This is a genomic window from Tunturiibacter lichenicola (assembly GCF_051013355.1).
GTDB lineage: Bacteria > Acidobacteriota > Terriglobia > Terriglobales > Acidobacteriaceae > Edaphobacter > Edaphobacter lichenicola_F.
In genome coordinates, this window is the sequence record NZ_CP132944.1 from 1,066,377 (window position 1) to 1,087,538 (window position 21,162).

General features: G+C 56.8%; 22 protein-coding genes. 12 read left to right on the top strand and 10 right to left on the bottom strand.

Going from position 1 to position 21,162, the window contains the following annotated elements:
* Positions 1-44 precede the first annotated feature (44 nt).
* The 6 genes from RBB82_RS04560 to RBB82_RS04585 are packed head-to-tail and all read left to right on the top strand — an operon-like array spanning position 45 to position 4,271.
* Positions 45-794 carry a hypothetical protein gene (locus RBB82_RS04560; protein WP_433973938.1) on the top strand — a complete coding sequence of 250 codons (750 nt, stop codon included), beginning with the start codon at positions 45-47 and terminating at the stop codon, positions 792-794.
* Positions 731-1,900, top strand: coding sequence for an HsdM family class I SAM-dependent methyltransferase (locus tag RBB82_RS04565; RefSeq protein ID WP_433973939.1), 1,170 nt, complete (start codon positions 731-733; stop codon positions 1,898-1,900). The genes RBB82_RS04560 and RBB82_RS04565 overlap by 64 nt, the downstream gene beginning before the upstream one ends.
* Complete coding sequence (locus tag RBB82_RS04570) at positions 1,897-2,859, top strand: restriction endonuclease subunit S (RefSeq protein WP_433973940.1); 963 nt, start codon at positions 1,897-1,899, stop codon at positions 2,857-2,859. Before RBB82_RS04565 ends, RBB82_RS04570 begins: the two co-directional genes overlap by 4 nt.
* A gap of 31 nt (positions 2,860-2,890) precedes the next feature.
* Complete coding sequence (locus RBB82_RS04575) at positions 2,891-3,394, top strand: non-canonical purine NTP pyrophosphatase (RefSeq protein ID WP_433973941.1); 504 nt, start codon at positions 2,891-2,893, stop codon at positions 3,392-3,394.
* Entirely contained in the window at positions 3,370-3,456 is an 87-nt protein-coding gene (locus tag RBB82_RS04580) for a hypothetical protein (protein ID WP_433975338.1), read from the top strand. The genes RBB82_RS04575 and RBB82_RS04580 overlap by 25 nt, the downstream gene beginning before the upstream one ends.
* Positions 3,453-4,271 carry an SIR2 family NAD-dependent protein deacylase gene (locus RBB82_RS04585; RefSeq protein WP_433973942.1) on the top strand — a complete coding sequence of 273 codons (819 nt, stop codon included), beginning with the start codon at positions 3,453-3,455 and terminating at the stop codon, positions 4,269-4,271. The genes RBB82_RS04580 and RBB82_RS04585 overlap by 4 nt, the downstream gene beginning before the upstream one ends.
* Here the strand turns inward: RBB82_RS04585 and RBB82_RS04590 are convergent.
* From RBB82_RS04590 to fbp, 3 genes are all read right to left on the bottom strand, one after another.
* Positions 4,261-4,881, bottom strand: coding sequence for a deoxynucleoside kinase (locus RBB82_RS04590; RefSeq protein WP_433973943.1), 621 nt, complete (start codon positions 4,879-4,881; stop codon positions 4,261-4,263). The two genes, RBB82_RS04585 and RBB82_RS04590, sit on opposite strands and share 11 nt — an antisense overlap.
* A gap of 116 nt (positions 4,882-4,997) precedes the next feature.
* On the bottom strand, positions 4,998-5,261 hold the full coding sequence (locus RBB82_RS04595) for a hypothetical protein (protein WP_433973944.1): 264 nt from the start codon (positions 5,259-5,261) through the stop codon (positions 4,998-5,000).
* On the bottom strand, positions 5,258-6,286 hold the full coding sequence (gene fbp, locus RBB82_RS04600) for a class 1 fructose-bisphosphatase (protein ID WP_433973945.1): 1,029 nt from the start codon (positions 6,284-6,286) through the stop codon (positions 5,258-5,260). Before fbp ends, RBB82_RS04595 begins: the two co-directional genes overlap by 4 nt.
* Positions 6,287-6,374: 88 nt before the next feature.
* On the opposite strand from fbp, the gene RBB82_RS04605 reads away from it, so the two are divergent.
* Positions 6,375-7,679 carry a M24 family metallopeptidase gene (locus RBB82_RS04605; protein ID WP_433973946.1) on the top strand — a complete coding sequence of 435 codons (1,305 nt, stop codon included), beginning with the start codon at positions 6,375-6,377 and terminating at the stop codon, positions 7,677-7,679.
* Positions 7,680-7,708: 29 nt separating this feature from the next.
* Here the strand turns inward: RBB82_RS04605 and RBB82_RS04610 are convergent, their stop codons facing one another.
* Entirely contained in the window at positions 7,709-8,263 is a 555-nt protein-coding gene (locus RBB82_RS04610) for a TetR/AcrR family transcriptional regulator (RefSeq protein ID WP_433973947.1), read from the bottom strand.
* 151 nt (positions 8,264-8,414) lie between these two features.
* Here RBB82_RS04610 and RBB82_RS04615 point away from each other — a divergent pair, with 151 nt between their 5' ends.
* A complete protein-coding gene (locus RBB82_RS04615; protein ID WP_433973948.1) occupies positions 8,415-9,188 on the top strand; it encodes an SDR family oxidoreductase in 774 nt (257 codons plus the stop codon).
* A gap of 59 nt (positions 9,189-9,247) precedes the next feature.
* Here the strand turns inward: RBB82_RS04615 and RBB82_RS04620 are convergent, their stop codons facing one another.
* The 3 genes from RBB82_RS04620 to RBB82_RS04630 all read right to left on the bottom strand — a co-directional run bounded on the left by RBB82_RS04620 (position 9,248) and on the right by RBB82_RS04630 (position 13,645).
* Complete coding sequence (locus RBB82_RS04620) at positions 9,248-11,161, bottom strand: CocE/NonD family hydrolase (protein WP_433973949.1); 1,914 nt, start codon at positions 11,159-11,161, stop codon at positions 9,248-9,250.
* A gap of 112 nt (positions 11,162-11,273) precedes the next feature.
* Positions 11,274-11,702, bottom strand: coding sequence for a hypothetical protein (locus RBB82_RS04625; RefSeq protein ID WP_433973950.1), 429 nt, complete (start codon positions 11,700-11,702; stop codon positions 11,274-11,276).
* Between the two features lie 44 nt (positions 11,703-11,746).
* Positions 11,747-13,645 carry a M14 family metallopeptidase gene (locus tag RBB82_RS04630; protein WP_433973951.1) on the bottom strand — a complete coding sequence of 633 codons (1,899 nt, stop codon included), beginning with the start codon at positions 13,643-13,645 and terminating at the stop codon, positions 11,747-11,749.
* 112 nt (positions 13,646-13,757) lie between these two features.
* Here RBB82_RS04630 and RBB82_RS04635 point away from each other — a divergent pair, with 112 nt between their 5' ends.
* Positions 13,758-14,438 (top strand): O-methyltransferase, encoded by a 681-nt coding sequence (locus tag RBB82_RS04635; RefSeq protein ID WP_433973952.1) that lies wholly within the window; start codon positions 13,758-13,760, stop codon positions 14,436-14,438.
* Between the two features lie 139 nt (positions 14,439-14,577).
* Here RBB82_RS04635 and ispF read toward each other — a convergent pair whose 3' ends face one another.
* Together ispF and ispD are read right to left on the bottom strand one after the other, a co-directional pair.
* On the bottom strand, positions 14,578-15,195 hold the full coding sequence (gene ispF / locus RBB82_RS04640) for a 2-C-methyl-D-erythritol 2,4-cyclodiphosphate synthase (RefSeq protein WP_433973953.1): 618 nt from the start codon (positions 15,193-15,195) through the stop codon (positions 14,578-14,580).
* Positions 15,196-15,246: 51 nt separating this feature from the next.
* Positions 15,247-15,963: a 2-C-methyl-D-erythritol 4-phosphate cytidylyltransferase gene (ispD, locus tag RBB82_RS04645; RefSeq protein WP_433975339.1), complete on the bottom strand. Its 717-nt coding sequence runs from the start codon at positions 15,961-15,963 to the stop codon at positions 15,247-15,249.
* Positions 15,964-16,116: 153 nt separating this feature from the next.
* Between ispD and RBB82_RS04650 the strand changes: the two genes are divergently transcribed.
* The 3 genes from RBB82_RS04650 (at position 16,117) to ftsH (ending at position 20,125) form a co-directional block, all read left to right on the top strand.
* Complete coding sequence (locus RBB82_RS04650) at positions 16,117-16,530, top strand: carboxypeptidase-like regulatory domain-containing protein (protein ID WP_433973954.1); 414 nt, start codon at positions 16,117-16,119, stop codon at positions 16,528-16,530.
* Positions 16,531-16,535: 5 nt separating this feature from the next.
* The gene (tilS, locus tag RBB82_RS04655) at positions 16,536-17,588 is read left to right on the top strand and encodes a tRNA lysidine(34) synthetase TilS (protein ID WP_433973955.1); all 1,053 of its coding nucleotides are present in this window, start codon (positions 16,536-16,538) and stop codon (positions 17,586-17,588) included.
* A 617-nt stretch (positions 17,589-18,205) separates the two neighbouring features.
* Entirely contained in the window at positions 18,206-20,125 is a 1,920-nt protein-coding gene (gene ftsH / locus RBB82_RS04660; RefSeq protein ID WP_433975340.1) for an ATP-dependent zinc metalloprotease FtsH, read from the top strand.
* A gap of 139 nt (positions 20,126-20,264) precedes the next feature.
* On the opposite strand, the gene RBB82_RS04665 is transcribed toward ftsH, so the two are convergent.
* Positions 20,265-21,110 (bottom strand): manganese catalase family protein, encoded by an 846-nt coding sequence (locus RBB82_RS04665; RefSeq protein ID WP_433973957.1) that lies wholly within the window; start codon positions 21,108-21,110, stop codon positions 20,265-20,267.
* Positions 21,111-21,162: the final 52 nt, after the last annotated feature.

Below are 21,162 nucleotides of genomic sequence, written 5' to 3' on the forward strand. Positions count from 1 at the left end.
CGGATCGATTATTTATGATGTCAAAGGAACTCTGAAAGGATTAGATGGCGAACGAGCGCGTAACTGAGGACATGGTTGATGATTTGCTGCGGAAGCACGGTTTCTATGATGACCCGGATACCGTCATTGTCGAAAAACAGCAGTCGACTGTTGAGGCAATTCGGTCTGCTCTGGCGAAAGCCGGTAAGGGCGGCAAGGGTGGTCGCGGCTGCCCGGAGTTCATCATTACATCCCCCGACACTCCTGACATGGTGGTGGTGATCGAGTGCAAGTCTGAAGTGAAGTGTCATGAGTCCACTCATCGGGACAAACCTATTGAGTACGCAGTAGATGGGGTACTCCACTACGCACGGTACCTTTCGCCCAATTACACGACGATTGCCATTGCAGTCAGCGGAAATAAGAAGTCCAGCCGTTGGTCATTGATGCTCGTTCCGAAGGGTGAATCTGAGCCACGCGATTTGCGTTCTCCGACAGGCGCAACGATCAGCCGGATAGTGCCGCTTTCCGATCTTATCGCGGCTGCGTCATTCGATCCGGCGGTGCAAACCCAGCGGACGAGGGACTTGATCCAGTTCTCCATGGAGATGCATGAATTCATGCGGGACGAGGCTGAAATGAGCGAGCAGGAAAAGCCTCTAGCTGTCGCGGGAACGCTTATTGCGCTAGGAGATCCCGTTTTCCAGGAGAGCTACGACAAGTACCCGGCTGACGAACTCCCTCCTTCTGGATGCAAACTATCAAGAAGGAAATCACCAAGGCTAAAATCCCTGTCGCAAAGGTCGACAACATGACTCAGCCCTTCACCAACATCGAGGTGCAGCCAGAGCTACGCAAGCCAACAAAGGGTTATCCCAAGGGATTGCTTAGCGAGATTGTGAGGCAACTTGCCGAGAGAGTTCTCCCGTTCCTCACCATCTACCATGACTTCGATGTGGTTGGACAATTTTACGGCGAGTTTCTGAAGTACACCGGTGGCGATGGCAAGGGGCTTGGCATTGTCCTTACGCCTAAGCACGTAACCGAGTTGTTCGCCCTTATAGCCAACGTTACTAAGGACGATATTGTTGCCGACACGTGTGCAGGGACAGGCGGTTTTCTCATCTCCGCCATGATGCAGATGGCAAAGACGGCGACGACCCAGGCCGAGATCGACGCCATCAAGAAACAGGGCCTTGTGGGCGTAGAACAACGTTCGAGCATGTACGCTTTGGCTGTATCGAACATGATCCTCCGAGGCGATGGCAAAGCTAATCTCCACCAGGGTTCGTGTTTTGACACAGCGATCACCAAAGCCATCAAAGCGCACAAGCCAAACATAGGCCTGATTAATCCGCCATACGCGAAATCTAAGGAGGATTTGTCCGAACTCCGTTTTGTGGAGCACATGCTAGGCACCCTCCAGAAAGGGGGCACTGGCGTCGCCATCGTTCCGGCGTCGTGCGCCACCGCCTCCTCGGTCGAAAAGCGCAACATCATGGAGAATCACACTCTGGAGGCTGTCATGTCCATGCCGCCGGAGGTTTTCTATCCGGTAGGCGTGGTTACCTGCATCATGGTGTTTACAGCAGGCATTCCACACGAGACATCAAACAAGAAGTCGTGGTTCGGCTACTGGCGCGATGATGGCTTCGTCAAGGTAAAGAATCTCGGGCGGGTGGATCGCGACTGCGTCTGGCCAGCTATTCGTGATCGGTGGATTGAATCCTGGCGTAACCGCGAAGTCCATGCTGGAGAATCCGTCCTGGCTAAGGTTGGGCCGGACGACGAGTGGGTCGCCGAGGCATACATGGAGACCGACTACTCGACACTCACGCAGAAGGACTTGGAGAAGAACCTTCTCGACCATGCCCTTTTCTTGCTCCGTGGGGTTCAGAGGATCGACGAGGTCGAAGAATGACTCAACGCCTTGACCGGATCTTCGAAGTTCGTTACGGGCATTCGCTCGAGCTCAACGCCCTGGTACAGGTGGAATCACCTGAGGGCGTGAATTTAGTCTCCCGTGCGATGAGGAATAACGGTGTTACCGCACGAGTGACGGTCGACATTGAGCCAGCTGCCTCTGGTGAGATGTCAGTCGCCTTGGGGGGCAATGGGGTGCTCTCTACCTTCGTCCAGCCCGAACCCTTCGTCTGTGGGCGCGATGTCATGATCCTGACGGCGAAAGACTCGTCCATGAGCGTCTCTGAAAAATTGTGGTGGGCACGATGCATCTGGGAGAATCGCTATCGCTTCTCCTACGGACGTCAGGCTAATCGTACTCTGGGCTCTCTGCTGGTCCCAACGGAAGTACCAGAGTGGGTCCACTCGACTTGTCTCCCGACCCACGATGGCATCGCAAAACCCGCTGGTGCGCCTGTCGCCTTCTTAAATCCGACCGGGGCGGGATGGCGTGATTTTCAGCTTCAAGATCTGTTCGAGGTGAAAAAGGGAAGGCGAGTAACTAAGGCCGACAGGTCCCCTGGCACAACAAGATTCATCGGTGCCAGCGAGAAAAACAACGGAATCACAGATCTTGCCGATGTGGCCCCGATCTTCCCTTCAGGCACTCTGACAGTTGTCTACAACGGGAACAGCGTTGGGAATGCATTCTTCCAAGACCAAGACTACTTCGCTTGCGACGACGTGAACGTGCTTGTTCCTAAGTGCCAGATGTCTCGTTGGGTACAGCTGTTCATTGCTTCGGTCATCAAACATGGTCGATCTCGATTCACCTACGGATATAAGTGGACCCTTGCTCGAATGAATGCAACCACGGTGCGCCTGCCTGTGGATGCTAGTGGCAAGCCAGACTGGGAATATATGGAGTCCTTCATGAAGGGACTACCATTCAGCGCTGCCATCGAGGCGGCCCAATAGAACCGGGCGGCCGGAGAGGGAGGAGTTTTTGTTGCGAAATCAAATACGATTTGTGTCCAATAACCCGCACAAGCTTGCAGAGGCAAGAGACATTTTAGAACCAATTGGAATCGCTGTTGAGGGAACTCAAATAAAGATCGAAGAACTGCAAACAGAAGATACGCCAAGATTGGTCCACGACAAACTACTCAAAGCTTTCGGCAAAATCGGAAGGCCACTGTTTGTTGAGCATACGGGACTCTACCTGGAACACTTGAATGGCCTTCCCGGTGGGTTGACTCAGATTTTCTGGGATACGCTGCAGGCTGACCGATTTTCCGAATTATTCGGAAAGCTCGCGCCGGTCAAGCGAGCAATTGCAAGAACAACTATTGCCTATTGCGACGGTCAGCAAATTTACGACTTAACGGCGATATTGCAGGAATCATCACAACCGAACCACGTGGCTCAAAGGAATTCCAATGGGATTGTGTCTTTGAGCCCTAGGGATATTCCGAAACGTTTGCCGAAATGGGAACCTCCAAGAAGAATGTAATTTCGATGCGACGAGTTGCACTGGATAAGCTGGCCGCTCACATTAGAGGAGCATTGAAATGATACCGGATACATTGGTCAGCGAGATTCGAAACCAGCAGGTCATATTATTTGTCGGCGCCGGTCTTTCGATGAATCTGGGATTGCCTTCATGGTCTGACTTGATCGACCACATGGCAACGGAACTTGGCTACGATAAACGAATATTCGAAGGGCTCGGAGATGCATTACAACTCGCCGAGTACTTCAAAATAAAAAAGACAACACTTGGTTCTTTAAGAAGCTGGATGGATCGCAATTGGCACAAGGATGAAGGGAAGGTTGACAGTTCCCGCGCTCACCAAGCTCTTGTTAACTTAAAAATTCCCACGATTTACACCACCAACTATGATCAATGGCTTGAGATCGCCTTCAAGCGGCGAAAAGTCGAATTCGTCAAGATTGCCAATGTTGGTGATTTCACAAAAAGCGCTTCAGGAAAAATCGAGATCGTAAAGTTCCACGGTGATCTTGAGGATGATTCGTCACTTGTTCTTACGGAAGCCAGTTACTTTGAACGGCTATCGTTCGAGTCGCCGCTAGATCTTAAATTGAGGGCCGACATCATTGGAAAATCGGTGCTGTTTATTGGCTACAGCCTGAGAGACCCCAACATACGATACCTTCAGTATAAACTTCACCGACTGTGGGCAGACTCGGAATACTCGAAAGCCAGACCGAAGTCGTACATCTTTCTCAGCCGTCCGAACGAAGTCCAAGAAACGATACTAACTGAGCGGGGTATTACGCCAATCACAGAGGACTCGGGAAAGCCAGGTGAGGGCTTGATCCTCTTCCTGGAGGAGCTTCAGCTCAGAGCATTTGGTGTTAAACCGTAAGTTCCGACAGATGTTCTGATTGCTCGAGTCTCCATTTGTCGATGAATTCGAACATGGCATTTAGTTGTTCCTTAGAATTTAAATCGAGTGTCGACGTATCAAAGTGGATGACTTCTCTGCCTGAACGGGTGTCTAAGTTAGAGTCGTATGCTTTTCGCAGCCTGTTCAGATAGTCCCCGTTAATGTGCGATTCATAAGCACGACCGCGCCCTGCGATCCGGTTCAATAAGACGTCGTTGCTGGCGTCCAGATATATGTAAAGTTCGGGGGACAAAATATCAGACCCCAGCGCCTGCACTACTCTTCCAAATAAGAGTTGGTCCCGCCCTGTTAAGAGCATTTGTGCGAAAATCTCATTCTTAATGAATGCGTAGTCCGCGACCAGCAAATCATTCTCTTCGTTCGCAAGTGCCCTTAATTGAGTGTGTCGATCCAAGAGAAACCAGAGCTGCATTTGAAGAGACCAACGGTCGTTATCCGCGTAGAAGTCCTCTAAAAACTGATTAGTTGTGAACTCTTCTAGAACCAGACGCCCGGTCGCATGAGCGGAATATAGGTGGGCAAGAGTGGTTTTGCCAGCGGCAATAGGCCCTTCGAACGAGATAAGCATGGGGTGAGCTGAATGGGTATTCGGAATCTTATGGAACGAGTCTACCAGGGGGCAGTTTTGAAGCCCTCTGTCTCCTATCCCCTCAACCAACGATGCTCCCTAACGATAGGACAGCATCACTCCACCGACACACCCACCCGCCCCGTCACAGCCGTCCCCGCAGCCAGCGGCTTCTCCACCAGATGCCACACCTCACCCGCATCCAACACCACGCCAAGCACCGGCACCACCAACCGCGCCCCACTCCGAGCCACAGCCTCCAGCACCCCTACATCCCCAGCCATAAACTCCGTCCGATCCAACGCCATCTGCCAACGCTGCCTCCCGGCCACGCGCGACTCCTCACGAATATCAATCACCTCAGCAGCAAACTCACTCACTTCGCCACCACGGAAGCCGCCGCAGGATTCACCGCCGCCACCAGCGCCTCCATCTCACGCTTGCTCCCCACACAAAACGGCGTCCGCTGATGAATTCCCTCCGGCTTGATATCCAAAATCCTCCCCGCGCCGCTCGTCGCCATCCCACCCGCCTGCTCCGCAATAAACGCCAGCGGATTCGCCTCATACAGCAGCCTCAGCTTCCCCTTCGGCTGCTTCAACGTCGGCGGATACAAAAACACCCCACCCTTCAACAGCGTCCGGTGAAAGTCCGCCACCAAACTCCCGATATACCTCGAGCTGTACTCCTTCTTCAGCCCACCCGTCCGCAGCATCTCCACATACCCGCGATACTCCTCCGGCCATCCCGCCGCATTCGCCTCGTTCACCGAGTAGTAGCTCCCCTGCTCCGGCATCATCATCATTTCATTGCTCAGCACAAATGCACCGATCGTTGGATCAAGAGTGAACCCATGCACCCCATTCCCCGTCGTATAAACCAGCACCGTTGAAGGCCCATACACCACATACCCCGCCGCTACCTGCCTGAAACCGGGCTGAAGAATTGACTCTTCCAGCGTCCCCAACTCTGCCGGCATCCTTCGCAACACGCTGAAGATCGTCCCCACATTCACATTCACATCGATGTTGCTCGACCCATCCAGCGGATCGAAGACAATGATGTACTTCCCCGTCTCCGCATCCCGATTGAACGTCACCGGCTGCTCATCCTCTTCACTCACCAATGCAGCAACGCTATCGCGCAACCCCAGGCAATGCAGCAGAGCCTGATTCGCATACACATCCAGCTTTTGCTGCTGTTCCCCCTGCACATTCTCCGCGCCAAACGCTCCCAGCACATCACCCAATCCCGCAGAGCGAATCTTCGCCTCCACCATCTTCGCGGCCAGCGTAATCCCACTCAGCAGCCAGCTGAACGTCCCCGTAGCCTCGCGCCCCGTAGACTTCAGCATCTCCTGCTGCTGCTGCAAAATATGCTGCTGCACCGTCGTAATCATCGCCATCGTTCGAATTCCTCACATCAATCTTAGTTCACACTCATTAGATCGCTTTCACCGGCAAACTGATTCTCCCCGTACACTATTCCCACTCATGCCGACACGCCGCCGCTTTCTCCTAGCCACTGCCGCCACCGCAGCCACACCAGTCCTCACACTCACCGCACAATCCGAACGCCCCGAAAAACTCCCGCCCTCCATCGCCGCCCTCACCAACCGCCGCGCCGAAGCAGTCCCCATCACCCTCGCCGAACGCGAGCAGCGTCTCGAACGCGCCCGCGCCCTCATGCACCAAAACAAAATCGACGCCATCGTCATCACCACCGGCACCTCGCTCACCTACTTCACCGGCCTCCGCTGGGGCCAGTCCGAGCGCTTCTTCGCCTGGACCCTCCCCGCCACCGGCGCCCCTTTCATCGTCTGCCCCGTCTTCGAAGAAGGTCGCGTCCGCGAGCGCATGGAAGCCAAACCCGCAACCCTCCCCGCCGCCTCCACCACCCGCGTCTACACCTGGAACGAAGACGAGGACCCCTACCAACTCCTCGCGAAAGCCCTCAAAGAAACCGGCCTGGTCACAGGAAAAATAGGCATCGAAGAGCGCACCCAGTTCGTCTTCGCCGACGCCATAGCCCACGCCAGCCCAGCCCTCACCACCACCAGCGCAACACCCGTCACCTTCGCCTGCCGCAGCATCAAAACCCCCGCCGAACTAGCCCTCATGCAACTCGCCAACAACATCACCCTCTCGGTGTACAAAGCCTGCTACGAATCCGCACAACCCGGCATGACCAACCGCGAATTCTCACAACTCGTCGACACCGCCTACACCCGTTGCGGCGTCACCGGCGACGCGAGTTGTCAGGTCGGCGAATACTCCGCACTCCCTCACGGCTCCCTGCAACCGCAAGTCATCCGCGAAGGAGAGATCATCCTCATCGACGACGGCTGCCTCGTCGAAGGCTATCAATCGGACATGTCCCGCACTTTCGTTCTCGGCGACGCTACCTCAGCCAAGTTAGACAAGCAGCGCAAGGTCTTCGATATCGTCCATCGGGCCCAAGCCGCAGCCCTCGCAGCCGCTCGCCCCGGCGTCCAATGCCAGGCCATCGACGCTGCCGCCCGCTCCGTCGTCACCGCCGCAGGCTACGGCCCCGACTACAAATACTTCACCCACCGCGTCGGTCACGGCATCGGCATGGACGGCCACGAATGGCCCTACCTTGTCCGCGGCAACACCACCCCACTCGCCGCCGGCATGTGCTTCTCCGACGAACCCGGCATCTACATCGCAGGCGAGTTCGGCGTCCGCCTCGAAGACGACTGGCACGTCACTGAAACCGGCGGCGAGATGTTCACCCCGCAAAGCCCGTCCCTCGAACATCCCTTCGCCAAAGCCTGAACTCATCAAAGCTCCTCAAGCGGAAGCGGTCACATCAGGCCCTTCCGCACCTCTCTCAAAATCTCTTCCGCAAATCGGTCATCCTCCACCGAACGCGCCAGGATCAGAGCCCCCACCATCGACGCCGTCGCCCGAATCGAATCACCCCGCGCCGCCCTCTTCGAACTCCATGGAAACCGTGCCGCCATCGTCTCCACAATAGCCTTCAGCTTCACCGTGAACGGCGCCTTTACCACCGGCTCGCGGCGAATCTCGGACCCAAGCGCAGCCATCGTGCACTCCCCGCCACCCGCATCGCGGTGAGCCATACTCAAATAACGCCGAAGATACTCCGCCTTACCCTTAGCTGTTGCCTCCGTCGCCTCAAGCCCATCCAGCGTCTTCTGCATCCCGTGCAGCACACTATCAGCCATCAGCGCTTCCTTCGAATCGAAGTGATTATAAAAAGGCCCGTGCGTCAAACCCGTCGCCTTCATAATCTCGCTAACACTCACGCCAGAAAACCCGCGCTCGCGAAACAACCGCGCCGCCTCATTCAAGATCCGTGTATGTTTTTCCGCCGTCTCCGCTGCGGGATATCTCATAGTTACCTCCGACTTGACATTAATCATGATACACATCATGCTTAAACAAAATGTAAGCATGATGATAATCATGCATAGAAAATAAAACTCCGATTGCCACCAACCCAGGCAGTCCGAAATCAAAGGCACAGGCACCAAAAGGAGCAAACTCATGAAACTCAAAGGAAAGAAAGTTCTCATCACCGGCGGCAACAGCGGCATCGGTCTCGCCACCGCCAAGCTCTTCATCGAAGAAGGCGCAGAGGTAGCCATTACCGGCCGCGACCAGAAGACTCTTGACGAAGCCGTCCAGCTTCTCGGCCCCAAAGCCAAAGCCTACCGCGCCGATGTCACCGACTCAGCCGCACGCAAAGTCCTCTTCGCAGCGATCACAAAAGACTTCGGACACCTCGACATCGTCTTCGCAAACGCAGGAGTTGCCGGACAAACCAAAGCAGGCAGCACCGATGAAGCCACCTTCGAAGACATCATCCGCATCAACCTCACCGGAGCCTTTCTCACCGTCGAATCCGCACTACCCATCCTCAAAGATGGCTCATCCATCATCTTCAATGGCTCCGTCATCGGCACCCTCGGCCAGTCAGGCTACGCCGCCTACGCCGCAAGCAAAGCCGGCCTTCGCGGTCTCTCTCGCTCACTGGCTGCCGACCTTGCACCACGTGGCATTCGCGTGAACGTCGTCTCCCCAGGTCCCATCAAGACTCCCATCTGGGGCCGCACCGGGCGCTCTCCGGAGGAAACCGGAGAACTCGCGAAGCTCATCGCCGCCACCATTCCTCTCGGCCGTCTAGGTGAGCCCGAAGAGCTCGCGAAAGCAGTTCTCTTCCTCGCCTCCGACGACTCCTCCTACGTCAACGCCATCGAGTCCTTCGTCGACGGCGGAGCCACAGGCACTCCCTTCGGCGGACCAGCCTTCCGTCAGTAAACAAAATGGGCGACCGTGAAACCAACTCACGATCGCCCGCACACTTTCTAAATCAACGATCAGTGCTGCGGCACCACCAGCACTTCAACGCCGCTCGCCGCACCGGCACTCCGATACACACTCTCCGTCGCCTTCACAAACTGCTCCGGCTTCGCATTCGGTATATCGACAAACGTCTGCGGATTCCGATCCACCAGTGGAAACCACGAGCTCTGCACCTGCACCATAATCCGATGCCCGGCACGAAACGTATGGTTGATATCCGGCATCTCTGCATTCATCTCAATCATCTTCCCTGGCGTCAACGGTGTCGGCTTCTCCCAGCTATCGCGGAACTTCGCCCGCATCGGCTCGCCCCGCACTAACTGCTCGTACCCACCCATCAAGACCGGCGGCGCACTCACCACCCGCTTCCCAACAGCATCGCTTGACGCATCCGGATAGTCGTTCGGATAAACATCAATCAGCTTCACCACAAAGTCCGCATCGGTCCCGCTCGAAGCCACCTTCAACTTCGGCCGCACCGGACCAGCAATCGTCACATCTTCCGTCAGCGGCTCCGTCTCATACGTCAAAACATCCGGCCGTTGCGAAGCAAATCGCTGGTCATCATCCATATACCGCTGCGGCACTGTATCGGTCGTGTAATTCACAAACGGCACTGGATGCGCCGGATCACTCACATACTCATCCACTCCCGTCTTCTCCGTCGGAGCATCAAAGCTCAGCTTGCCCCCTTCACGAAAATAGAGCGTCTTCACAGCTGCCGACTTCGGTGGCCACGCATCATACTTTTTCCAAACATTGGAACCCGTCTCAAACACATAAGCCTTCGGCAGCGCGCCGCCGTCATGCCCCTTCAGATAGTGCTCAAAAAATGGAAACTCGATCTGCGTCCGGTAGAACAGCGAAGTCTTCGTATTAAAAGTCACATCCCCAAGATGATCACCATCATTCCTTGACCACCCGCCATGCGTCCACGGCCCCACCACCAGCGTATTCACAGCGCCGGGATTGAACTCGTCGATCGCATGAAACGTCTTGAACGGCCCCGAAAGATCCTCCGCGTCAAACCATCCACCAACCGTCATCACCGCGGCATGGATGTTCTTCATATGCGGCGAAAGATCACGCTTCTTCCAATACTCATCGTAGGTCGTATGCACCAACTGATCATGAAACAAAAAGTTCGACCCATCGAATCCCTTATCCAGATTCTCCGTCGGCCCGGCCTTCAAATAAAATTTGTAACTGTCAGGGACACCAAGTTCATACGACTCTCGCTTCTCCGGTAGCGTCGGATTCTTCTGCGGCTTGAAGAATATATAAAATCCATAGTTCGCCGACAGCATAAATGCACCGCCGTGATAAGCATCATCATTGAAAAACAGATTCGTCATCGGAGCCTGCGGACTAGCAGCCTTAATCGCCGGATGCGAATCGATAATGCTCGCCGACGTATAAAACCCCGGATAACTAATCCCGGTAATCCCCACCTTACCGTTGTTATTCTCCACATGCTTCAGTAGAAACTCCACCGTGTCGTACATATCCGTCGACTCATCCACATCCTTGTTCGACTTCTTATCATCGATATGCGGATTCATCTCCTGAAAGACACCCTCGCTCTCAAATCGCCCGCGCGCATCTCCACACACAAAGATGTAGCCACTCTCCAGCAGCTCCATGCTCGGACCAAGCCGTGACGGCATCTTGTCCTCACCATACGGCCCGCAGCTATAAGGCGTCCGTGTCATCAAAAACGGATACGGCCCCGCATCCTTAAACGCTCCCGCCTGAGGCGTATACACCGCAACAAACAGCTTCGTCCCATCCCTCATCGGAATGCGATATTCAAACTTCGCATAGTGCGTCTTGATGTACTCTTCCTGACTCGTCGCAGGAGCCTGCGCCTGAACACTGCGTCCAACCACCGCCAATAAAAACAACATCAACACCATCTTGCTCTTCATCGAACTCCTCGGAGGGGACAAATAGAATGTTCGCAGTCTACCCGACCAGGAGCCGTTCGTGAAATATGACATTTCACTTTCGCAGCGAATCTTCCTCATTCATCGGCCACAATCACGGCATCCTGTTTGCCGCTGCAAGCGCCTCAATCGGGGTTCCCGCAGCAATCGTTGCCGCAGCCTCGTTGTTGGCAGACTTGCTCGCCGCAACCGCGGCAGTCTTGCGAAAGATCGTTGTCTCAGTCTCTGACTTGAACCATCGCGCTCCGCCAAAACCCACGATGATCGCTGTGCTCAACTCAGACAGCCGCAACGTCGGCACCGGAGAAACCACTAAGCCGCTAAGGGTTGAGCTTTGGGTCGCAAGCCAAGCCCCAACAGCAGCCACCATGCCGACAAACACAACGCCGATATACCCCGGCCGAAATACTCCCTGATCCATCGTCGGCAGGTGTAATCCAGAGTCGCCAATAAACACATTCGCAAAGCCGCCAACGGCCCCACAGATCGTAACCGCAAGAAGATCGACTACCAGATCGTGCATCGCTCACCTCGTCTCACAACAGAGCCCACACTACCTTACTCAAATCACCGTGCCAGCGGAACACCATCCAGACTCAACAACCGCCCTACCGGATACTGCCCCACACGATTCGCTGCGAACCACGGCGTGCGTTCGTAGAAAAACTCCAATCGCGCATAGTAGTTCCCTGCAAACGTCGGATCACTCGCCACCTTCTTCTCAAACTCCGCCTTCAGCTTCGGATCCTTCGCCATCATCTCCCGAGCCAGCGCCTCTAAAACATACGCCTCACCATACTCCTTCTGCTCAAAGATCGAATCGAAGAACCCCCACTGCAACGCCGAGTCAGGCGCGGCCGGCTCAAGCCACTCTAGCGCCACCTTCGACAGTCGCTGATTCAACTTCACCACCGCCGACCCCGCCGGAAAACTCATCTTCTCCGTCACGAGCACGCAGCTTCCATACTTCCCAGGATTCCGCATCGCCTCACCATTGAACGTCGGATGCCGCCCTTCGAACGGCGGATCCTGCCACGTCATTCCCGCACACTGATACGTCTCAACATCGCCCGTCCACGTAGCAGTCGTCCGGGCAATCTCCACCTGATGCGCAGCCAGCACATCAATCGCCTTCACCCACTGCGCCGGAATAATGTAAGCCGTCGGCACAGTCGTCTCAGTCGTCACCTTGAACCCCGTCTGAAATGGCAACGATGCATTCCAAGGCTCATGCGAATACTGCACACGCATCGTTCCCGAAACCTCACTCAACTCCCGCGTGTACTTGTAGCCGCGAAATAAAAACGGCGTCGTCTGCCCACTCCAGCCTATCGCCAGCGGATACTTCACATTGCCCAGCGGATGCGCCCCCAAACCCTCCGCCTCTTTATCCGCAGCAGCATTCAACGCAATCACCTTATCCGCATCGCGATTCATCAGCTCCATCAGCCCCGCGAGAATCTCATAATTCCCCGTCACACGCGTCTTATAGTCCTTCAACATGTGCAACTCAACCAGCATCCCCGGTCGGCCTTCGAGAACAACATACCCCGTCGAAAACCGCGGCGGATCGTCATTGAACCCCAGCCCATCCGCCGGGTCATTATCGTTCACCAGAGTGATATAAGTCGGCGAAGCCAGATGCCCATGTGCATCGACATACTTCTCAAGCATCGGCGTCGCAATATCGTTCACCCACTTCGCCGTCGCACTCGGCACATTCGGGCCATCATCGATCGTAAACGTCACATCATACTGATAGTCCGCCCCATCGGTCACATGGTCATCCACAAAAAAATCCGGCAGCCACCGATGAAACATCGCCATAAACGCCCGCGTCTCCGGCGCATCGGCTTTCAAATAATCACGGTTCAAATTCAGATTCGTTCCATTCCCGCGCCACCCCATCTCCGCCGGCCCATCCTGATTGATCCGGTTATACGCGCTCCTTCGCTCATGCCCATCCGCGTTATAGATAGGAATAAAAACAAACACCGCCCGCTCCAGCAGACTCGCCTTCGTCTTCGCGATCACCATATCTCGCAGCAAAGCGAGACACGCGTCCTTCCCATCCATCTCCCCTGCGTGAATCGAGTTCTGCACCAGCACAATCGGCCTGTTCGCCGCATGAATCGCTGCAGGATCAAACACCCCATCCTTCGAGACGATCACAATATCCAGCTCCCGCCCTTCACCCGTCTTACCAAACGGCTCAATCCGCACCTGCCCCGGCGCCGCCGTCTGCACCCGCTTCAAATAATCCGTCGTCCCCACATAATCAGGAGTCGTTGCGTAGCAGGTCTTCTCGGCAGGCGTCAGCCACGTCGCATCCCCAGCAGGAGAACAACTCGCACTACTCGTCGCCCGCGGCTGAAGACTCGCATCACTCACGGTCTGACCGTTCGCCGCTCCACCCAAAACCAACGCCACCATCAAACCCGAAAAAAAAACTGAACCACCTCGCATCTCAACTCCTCGTACACGAACTCTCTCTACGAACACGCTAACACTCCTCGAGCGCAAACGGACCCGCCACGCCATTTGCCCCTCAGGCTGCGCAACGGTATCCTCATCACCTATGAATCAGGATCTCTGGACAGCAGTCGAGAAGTACCTCGTCAGCACCCTCATTCACCCCGACGAGGCCGTCAACGAAGCCGTACAGGCAAACGCCAGCGCCGGCCTCCCCGCGATCGATGTCGCTCCAAACGAGGGCAAACTCCTCCACCTGATCGCGCGCATCCAGGGAGCCACACGCATCTTAGAGATCGGCACCCTCGGCGGATACAGCACCATCTGGCTGGCCCGCGCTCTCCCTCCAACCGGACGCCTCATCACACTCGAGCTCGATCCCAAGCACGCCGCCGTAGCCGAAAAAAACATCCAACGCGCCGGCGTGTCTTCGCTAGTAGATATAAGGGTAGGCCCCGCGGTCGATTCCCTCGCCCGGCTCCACGCCGACTTACTCATCAAAAAAATCGAGCCCTTCGACCTCATCTTCCTCGACGCCGACAAGCCGAACAATCCGGTCTACCTGGCATGGGCCATCAAGCTCTCGCGCCCCGGCACCATCATCATTGGAGATAACGTCATCCGCGACGGAGAGATCATCGACGCAAACAACACGGACCCGAGCGTCTCCGGTACCCGCACCTTCCTTGAGCATCTGGGCAATCATCCGCTACTCGAAGCCACCGCACTTCAGACCGTAGGCTCCAAAGGCTACGATGGATTCGCCATAGCCATAGTCAAAGCCTAACTAATAGAAAGATCAAGCCGACCAACGGGAGGCCCACGCAGATCATTTCACCCCGAAAAAGGTACACAAGTCACGAAGTGACCGCCCCACGCGCAGTGGGCCCGTCCGGCAGGACAAAGTCTCCAAGAGAACTAAGAAACTAAGTCAGATCATCCGTATCAAACGGAGTGACCTTCCGCCCCAACGCCGAAACATCTCGCGTCTCTCCAACCAACCCCTTCACCACCACATCGATCTCATCATCGACGTCAGCGACGGCAACCATCGACCCCACCGACTCAGGAATCCCCAGGCTCTCCAGCAGTACCGTCACATGCGCCACTGCCACATGATCCTGGTTCAACCCCTCAGGCGTCTTTGCTTTGATCCCCACCTCACCCGGCTTCACTCCCAGCAGCGCAGCGACACTCTCGCGCAACTCCCCCGCAATCGGCACAATCTTCGGCTTTGCCATCACCAGCACACTATCAACATTGACGATCTTGTACCCCGCGGTCGCCACTTCTTCCAGCGCCGTCTTCAAAAACACACTCGACGCCGCACCCTTCCACCGCGGATCGCTCGGCGGAAAGAACGTCCCAATATCCCCAGCACTCACCGCACCCAGCAGAGCATCCGTAATCGCATGTAGCAGCACATCTCCATCCGAGTGCCCCGCCAGCCCTTCGGGATGTTCAATCGCAAGCCCCCCAATCACCAGCGGCACTCCTGCCTTGAACGCGTGCGAGTCAAATCCGTAGCCAATTCTCATGCCCATAAACTATCTTCCCATGCCTCCGAGAATCGCGAGAGCGCACACGCGCACCCGTTACGGCTTTCCCTTCCCCAAATAAAACTCCGCCAGCTCAATATCCCCCGGCTGCGTAATCTTGAAGTTCCTCGCCGATCCCGCCACCACCGCGACCTCAATCCCCGCCCGCTCCAGCAGACTGGCCTCATCGGTTCCAGAAAATCCATCCGCCTCGGCCTCCAAAAACGCTCTGTGCAGCAGCCCAAACCGCGCACCCTGCGGTGTCTGAGCCTGCACAATCCGCTCTCTCGGAATCGTCGCCGTCACAATCGCGCCATCCGCCGTGCGCTCAACCTGTTTGATCGTATCCACCGCCGGCAGCCCCACAATCGCCGCGCCGTGCTTCACCACCGCATCAATGGTCCGCTCAATCGTCGCCGGATCAATCAACGGCCGCACCGCATCATGCACCAGCACAACATCCTCGTCATCGCACTCCAACGCCGCCAGCGCATTGCCCACCGAGTGCTGCCGGTCATCGCCACCCTCAACCATATGCACGCGCGGCCCCAGCTTGAACTCCATCATCTGCGACTCAACCCGCTCCCGCTCATGCGCCCGCACCGCAACGCAAACCGCATCCACACGCGGCACCGCAAGAAACGCCTTCAACGACCGAATCAACACCGGCACTCCGCCGATCTCAAGAAACTGCTTTGGTGCCACGTGCGGCGCCGAACCCGCGGCCATACGTGTCCCGATACCCGCTGCTGGAAGAATCACAAATACTCGCATAACCTGCGAAGTATACAAGATGCTCACGAACTTCTACGCATCCCTCACTGAGTGAAGCTATCATTGAGACCTCGAGGTCGGGGTTGATATGCGATCCAATACCCAACACGCCTTCAGGTTTTGCTCGGCAGCTGTGCTTGTGTTTGTGATCATGTGCTTCGCACAAGCGCAGTCACAAAGCGCCACTCTCACTGGAATCGTAAAGACACCTCTGGCGCAGTGATTCCCAGAGCTGAGATCGACTTGAAGGCAGACAATGGCCAGGTGTTTAAAACAACAACCGACAACTCAGGCAGTTTTACCATCGAAGGCACTCCCGGACTGTACGCGCTGGCCGCTACCTCTCAAGGATTCAAGATTTTCACCGAAACGGTTCACCTCACGGCGAACGCACCTACCGCAAAACAAGTTGTGCTTGAAGTAAGCTCCAGCGGATGCGGCGTCTGTGTGGTTCAAACAGAACCAATCCGGTTGCTCGACGAGCCACTCAACTTGCTCCTGCCGATCAAACCGCTTCCGCCATTCAAGTTCCGTCCGAGAAGCTCTAAGAATCTCCCCGTAACATAGAGTTAATGCCCGCCACCACCCTCCCCTTCGACCGCACCAACATCCACCCCGGCGACCGCGTCTGCGTAGCCACTTCCGGCGGCGCAGACTCCGTCGCTCTCCTCCTCACCCTCCACGCCGCCAACACCACCCCACGCGAACCCCTCGGCATCGGCCTCTCCGCCGCCCACGTCCATCACGGCCTCCGCGGCGACGAAGCTGATGCCGACCAGCGCTTCGTCGAAGACCTCTGCCTCGCCCACGACATCCCCCTCCACCTCCATCAAGCCAGCGTCCCCAACCGCGTAGCCGAAACACGCGAGTCCATCGAAGAGGCCGCCCGCAACGTACGCTACGAATTTTTCAACACCCTCCTAACCTCAGGCCACGCCGACACCATCCTCACCGCCCACACCGCCGAAGACCAGTCCGAAACCGTCATCATGAAGCTCCTCCGCGGCGCATGGACTGAAGGCCTCAGCGCCATCCACCCCATCGTCACCCTCGCAAAAGGAAAGATCCTCCGCCCCTTCCTCAACACCCACCGCGCCGACATCGAGGCCTACCTCACCCAACTCAACCAACCCTGGCGCAACGACTCCACCAACACCGACACCGCATACACACGCAACAAAATCCGCCACGAGCTCCTCCCCCAACTCCGCATCTACAACCCGAACCTCGACCAAACCCTGGCCAACCTGGCCGAACTAGCCCGCGAAGAAGAAGCCCGTTGGCAGGTCGAACTCAACCGCCTCCTCCCTCAACTCCTCCTCCCCGGCAAACCCGTCCGAGGCGGTGGCCGCGCCGTCAGCACCATCCCCGGCTCAGCCGCTGTCTCCATCGAACTTGACCGCCTCCGCGCCCTCGACCCCGCCCTCCGCCGCCGCGTCCTCCGCGCCGCAGCCCGACAACTCGGCTCCCGCCTCAGCTTCGACGAAACCTCACGCCTCCTCAGCCTCTGCGGTTTCCGCACGGACCCCACCGTAGCCGCCCGCACCGGAACCACCCTCCACCTCCCCAACAACCTCCGCGCCGACCGCTCCCCCCGCGAACTCCGCCTCTTCCGCCAACCATAGCTACCACTCCCCTCGTCTTTTTGGTTGTCATTCCCGAAGGGAATCTGCGGTTGCGGTTGTTCTTGCCGTTATTCTTCGCGGTTGTTGTTCTTGCGGTTGCCTGTTTTTTGTTGTCATTCCGCAGCGCAGCGGAGGAATCTGCTGTTGCATTGGCTGTTTTCATCCACCCAATGCCGTCATTCCCGAAAGAATCTGCTGTCATCATCCGGTCCCACCAAACCCGCACTCAGTTCCCTATAGGAAGATCCGGGCCATCAGTTTCCATCAATACCAGACAATAAGACGTTTATCGTCAACGCCATGCCTCCACAGCTCCAATCTCAACCAATTCAAGCAAGAATCACCCCAAACCAACAGATCTCTCATCCCTCTAAAGTCACATCAACATTCTCCTTTTGCCCCCCGAATCCCCGAACCACAGAGTAGAATCTAAATACTTGACTGAGGCAGGGCTTTGACTGACATTCAGGCACCACACCACCAGCATCAGAACCTTTCCCTCACCGCCGTCGTCTAAATGTTGTAGGCTTCCGTCCGCGTCAGCGGACTGAAGCTGGTCTGACAAGCGCAAATCGATTTCGTGGCCGCTGCAGACCGGAAAAATGAGGAAATTCGCTTTGAACTCGACCGTCAAACAAATTCTGATCTGGGTCTTCATGATCACCTGCCTGTTCTTCCTCTGGCAGGTCGTCGTCAAAACAACTGGCGGTGGTCAGGAAAAGAACATCAGCCTCACGCAGCTGCTCAACGACGCTGATCAGGGCAAGATTCAGGACGTCGTGGTCAACGGCGCTGAAGTCACCGGCCACTATCGCGACGACAAGAATCTCTTCCACACCACCATCCCGGGCAACTACCCCGACATGTACAAGACGCTCCGCGACCACGGCGTCAACATCACCATCAAGGACCAGAGCCCAAACCAGTGGCTCAGCCTGTTGATCTCGATCGCGCCCTTCGCCTTGCTCCTCGGTCTCTGGTTCTTCCTCCTCCGCCAGATGCAGTCCGGCGGCAACAAGGCCATGAGCTTCGGCAAGTCGCGCGCCCGTCTGCTCTCCATGCAGCAGAAGAAGATCACCTTCAAGGATGTCGCTGGCGTCGACGAAGCCAAAGAAGAGCTTAAGGAGATCATCGAGTTCCTCCGCGAAGCTCAGAAGTTCCAGCGCCTTGGCGGCCGCATCCCGAAGGGCGTCCTTCTCGTCGGACCTCCGGGCACCGGCAAGACCCTTTTGGCCCGCGCAGTAGCGGGCGAAGCCAACGTCCCCTTCTTCTCCATCTCCGGTTCTGACTTCGTCGAGATGTTCGTCGGCGTCGGTGCAAGCCGCGTCCGCGACCTCTTCGAGCAGGGCAAGAAGAACGCCCCCTGCATCATCTTCATCGACGAAATCGACGCAGTCGGTCGTCACCGCGGCGCAGGCCTCGGCGGCGGACACGACGAGCGCGAGCAGACCCTCAACCAGCTCCTCGTCGAGATGGACGGTTTCGAGTCCAACGACGGTGTCATCCTCGTCGCCGCGACAAACCGCCCCGACGTTCTTGACCCCGCTCTCCTCCGCCCCGGCCGCTTCGATCGTCGCGTCATCGTCGATCGTCCCGACATCCGTGGACGCGAGGAAGTCCTCAAGGTTCACTCCAAGAAGGTCCCCATGGCCGAAGATGTGAACCTCAACATCCTCGCTCGTGGAACCCCGGGCTTCTCCGGCGCCGACCTGGCCAACATGGTCAACGAGGCCGCCCTCACCGCCGCCCGCTTCAACCGCAAGGCCGTCCACATGTACGACTTTGAAGTCGCCAAGGACAAGGTCATGATGGGCGCCGAGCGCAAGTCCATGCTCCTCACCGACGAAGAGAAGAAGGTCACCGCCTATCACGAGGCTGGTCACACCCTCGTCTCCGCGCTGCGCGAGCACTCTGACCCGCTCCACAAGGTCACCATCATCCCCCGCGGCATGGCTCTCGGCGTCACCGTCTACCTCCCCGAGGAAGACCAGCACACCGTCACCAAGGACTATCTCGAAACCCGCCTCGCCACCCTCATGGGCGGTCGTTGCGCCGAAGAGATCTTCCTCAAGCAGATGACCACCGGTGCCGGCAACGACATCGAGCGCTCCACCGACCTTGCCCGCAAGATGGTCTGCGAGTTCGGCATGTCGAAGCTGGGTCCCATGACCTTCGGCAAGAAAGAGCAGGAGGTCTTCCTTGGCCGCGAGATCGGACAGTCCCGCGACTTCTCCGACGACACTGCCAAGCAGATCGACGCCGAGGTTCGGACCTTCGTCGACGCCGCTTACAAGTCTGCTTACACCATCCTCGAGTCGAACCAGGACATCATGCACCGCATGGCAGCCGCCCTGCTGGAGCGCGAGACCCTGGACGCCGCCGAGATCAAGCTGATCATCGAAGGCAAGGAACTCCCTGCCGCCAAGTCCGCGCTCTCAGGCGTAGACCCCGGCGTCGGTGGCGAAACCCAGAAGATCCTCAAGCCGGAAGGCGGACGCAAACCCGGCTTCGGCGAAGGCCAACCAAGCCCCGCATAACCAAACAGAAAAGTAATCGAAACAAAAAATGGCAGCCGCAAAGGCTGCCATTTTCTTTGCCCCAGACACCGAAAAAAGGCGCCGAAGGCGCGTCAGCCTCGATGGCAGATCGCGCCGTGCGCGCAGCACGCCGTTGCCTCTACTTCGCGCCCGCACCAGCCAGCTGCTTACCCAGCGCCTCATCAGCCGCCGAAGTAGTAGCCTTCTGAGCCTCATCCTGCTTGCCGCGATCCTCGCCATCGATCTTTCCATCAATGTCGCCAACCGACAGACCCTTGCCGCCATTCATCTGCGACTCCACCGGATGCAGCCCAAATGAAGAAGTCCACGGTCCGCGCATATCCGTCTCTCCTTCGCTGCCATCACCAGTCGACCCGTTGAAGTACTCATCCACAATCCCCGGCGTAGGCTTCAACAGCCCAACCGAAAAAGGAGACTTCTCGATACTGTCCAACGCCGCCTGAAACGCCTTCATATGCGTAATCTCACGCGTCATCAGAAACTGCAGCGTATCGATCGATCCTGGGTCATCCGTATGATCGATCAACCGCTCATACACAATCTTCGCCCGAGCCTCCGCTGCGATATTGCTCCTCAGATCGACATCAACCTCTCCGGTGATCTGCAGATAATTCGCCGTCCAGGCATTCCCCATCGAATCGAACAGCCCAACTCCGCCACCACCGGCGATCGTCACCAGCGGATCGGCCTCAGCCGCCTCTCGATTCGTCTTCATCGGCTTCAAATGCATCCGAATCAGCGCTCCGACAACCTCCAGATGGCTTAGCTCCTCTGTCCCGATATCCAGAAGCAAATCTCTTCGCCCCAGATCGTCCACGCAGTTCCATCCCTGAATTGTGTACTGCATCGCAGCGGCCAGCTCCCCGTTCGCGCCCCCAAACTGCTCCAACAACATATTGCCGAACCGGACATCCGGCTCTCCAATATTCACGGTGTACATCAGCTTCTTTACATGGTGATACATAGGAAAACCTCAAAAATCCCAAAATTCGTTCTTCCGTTCCGCGTACACCCAC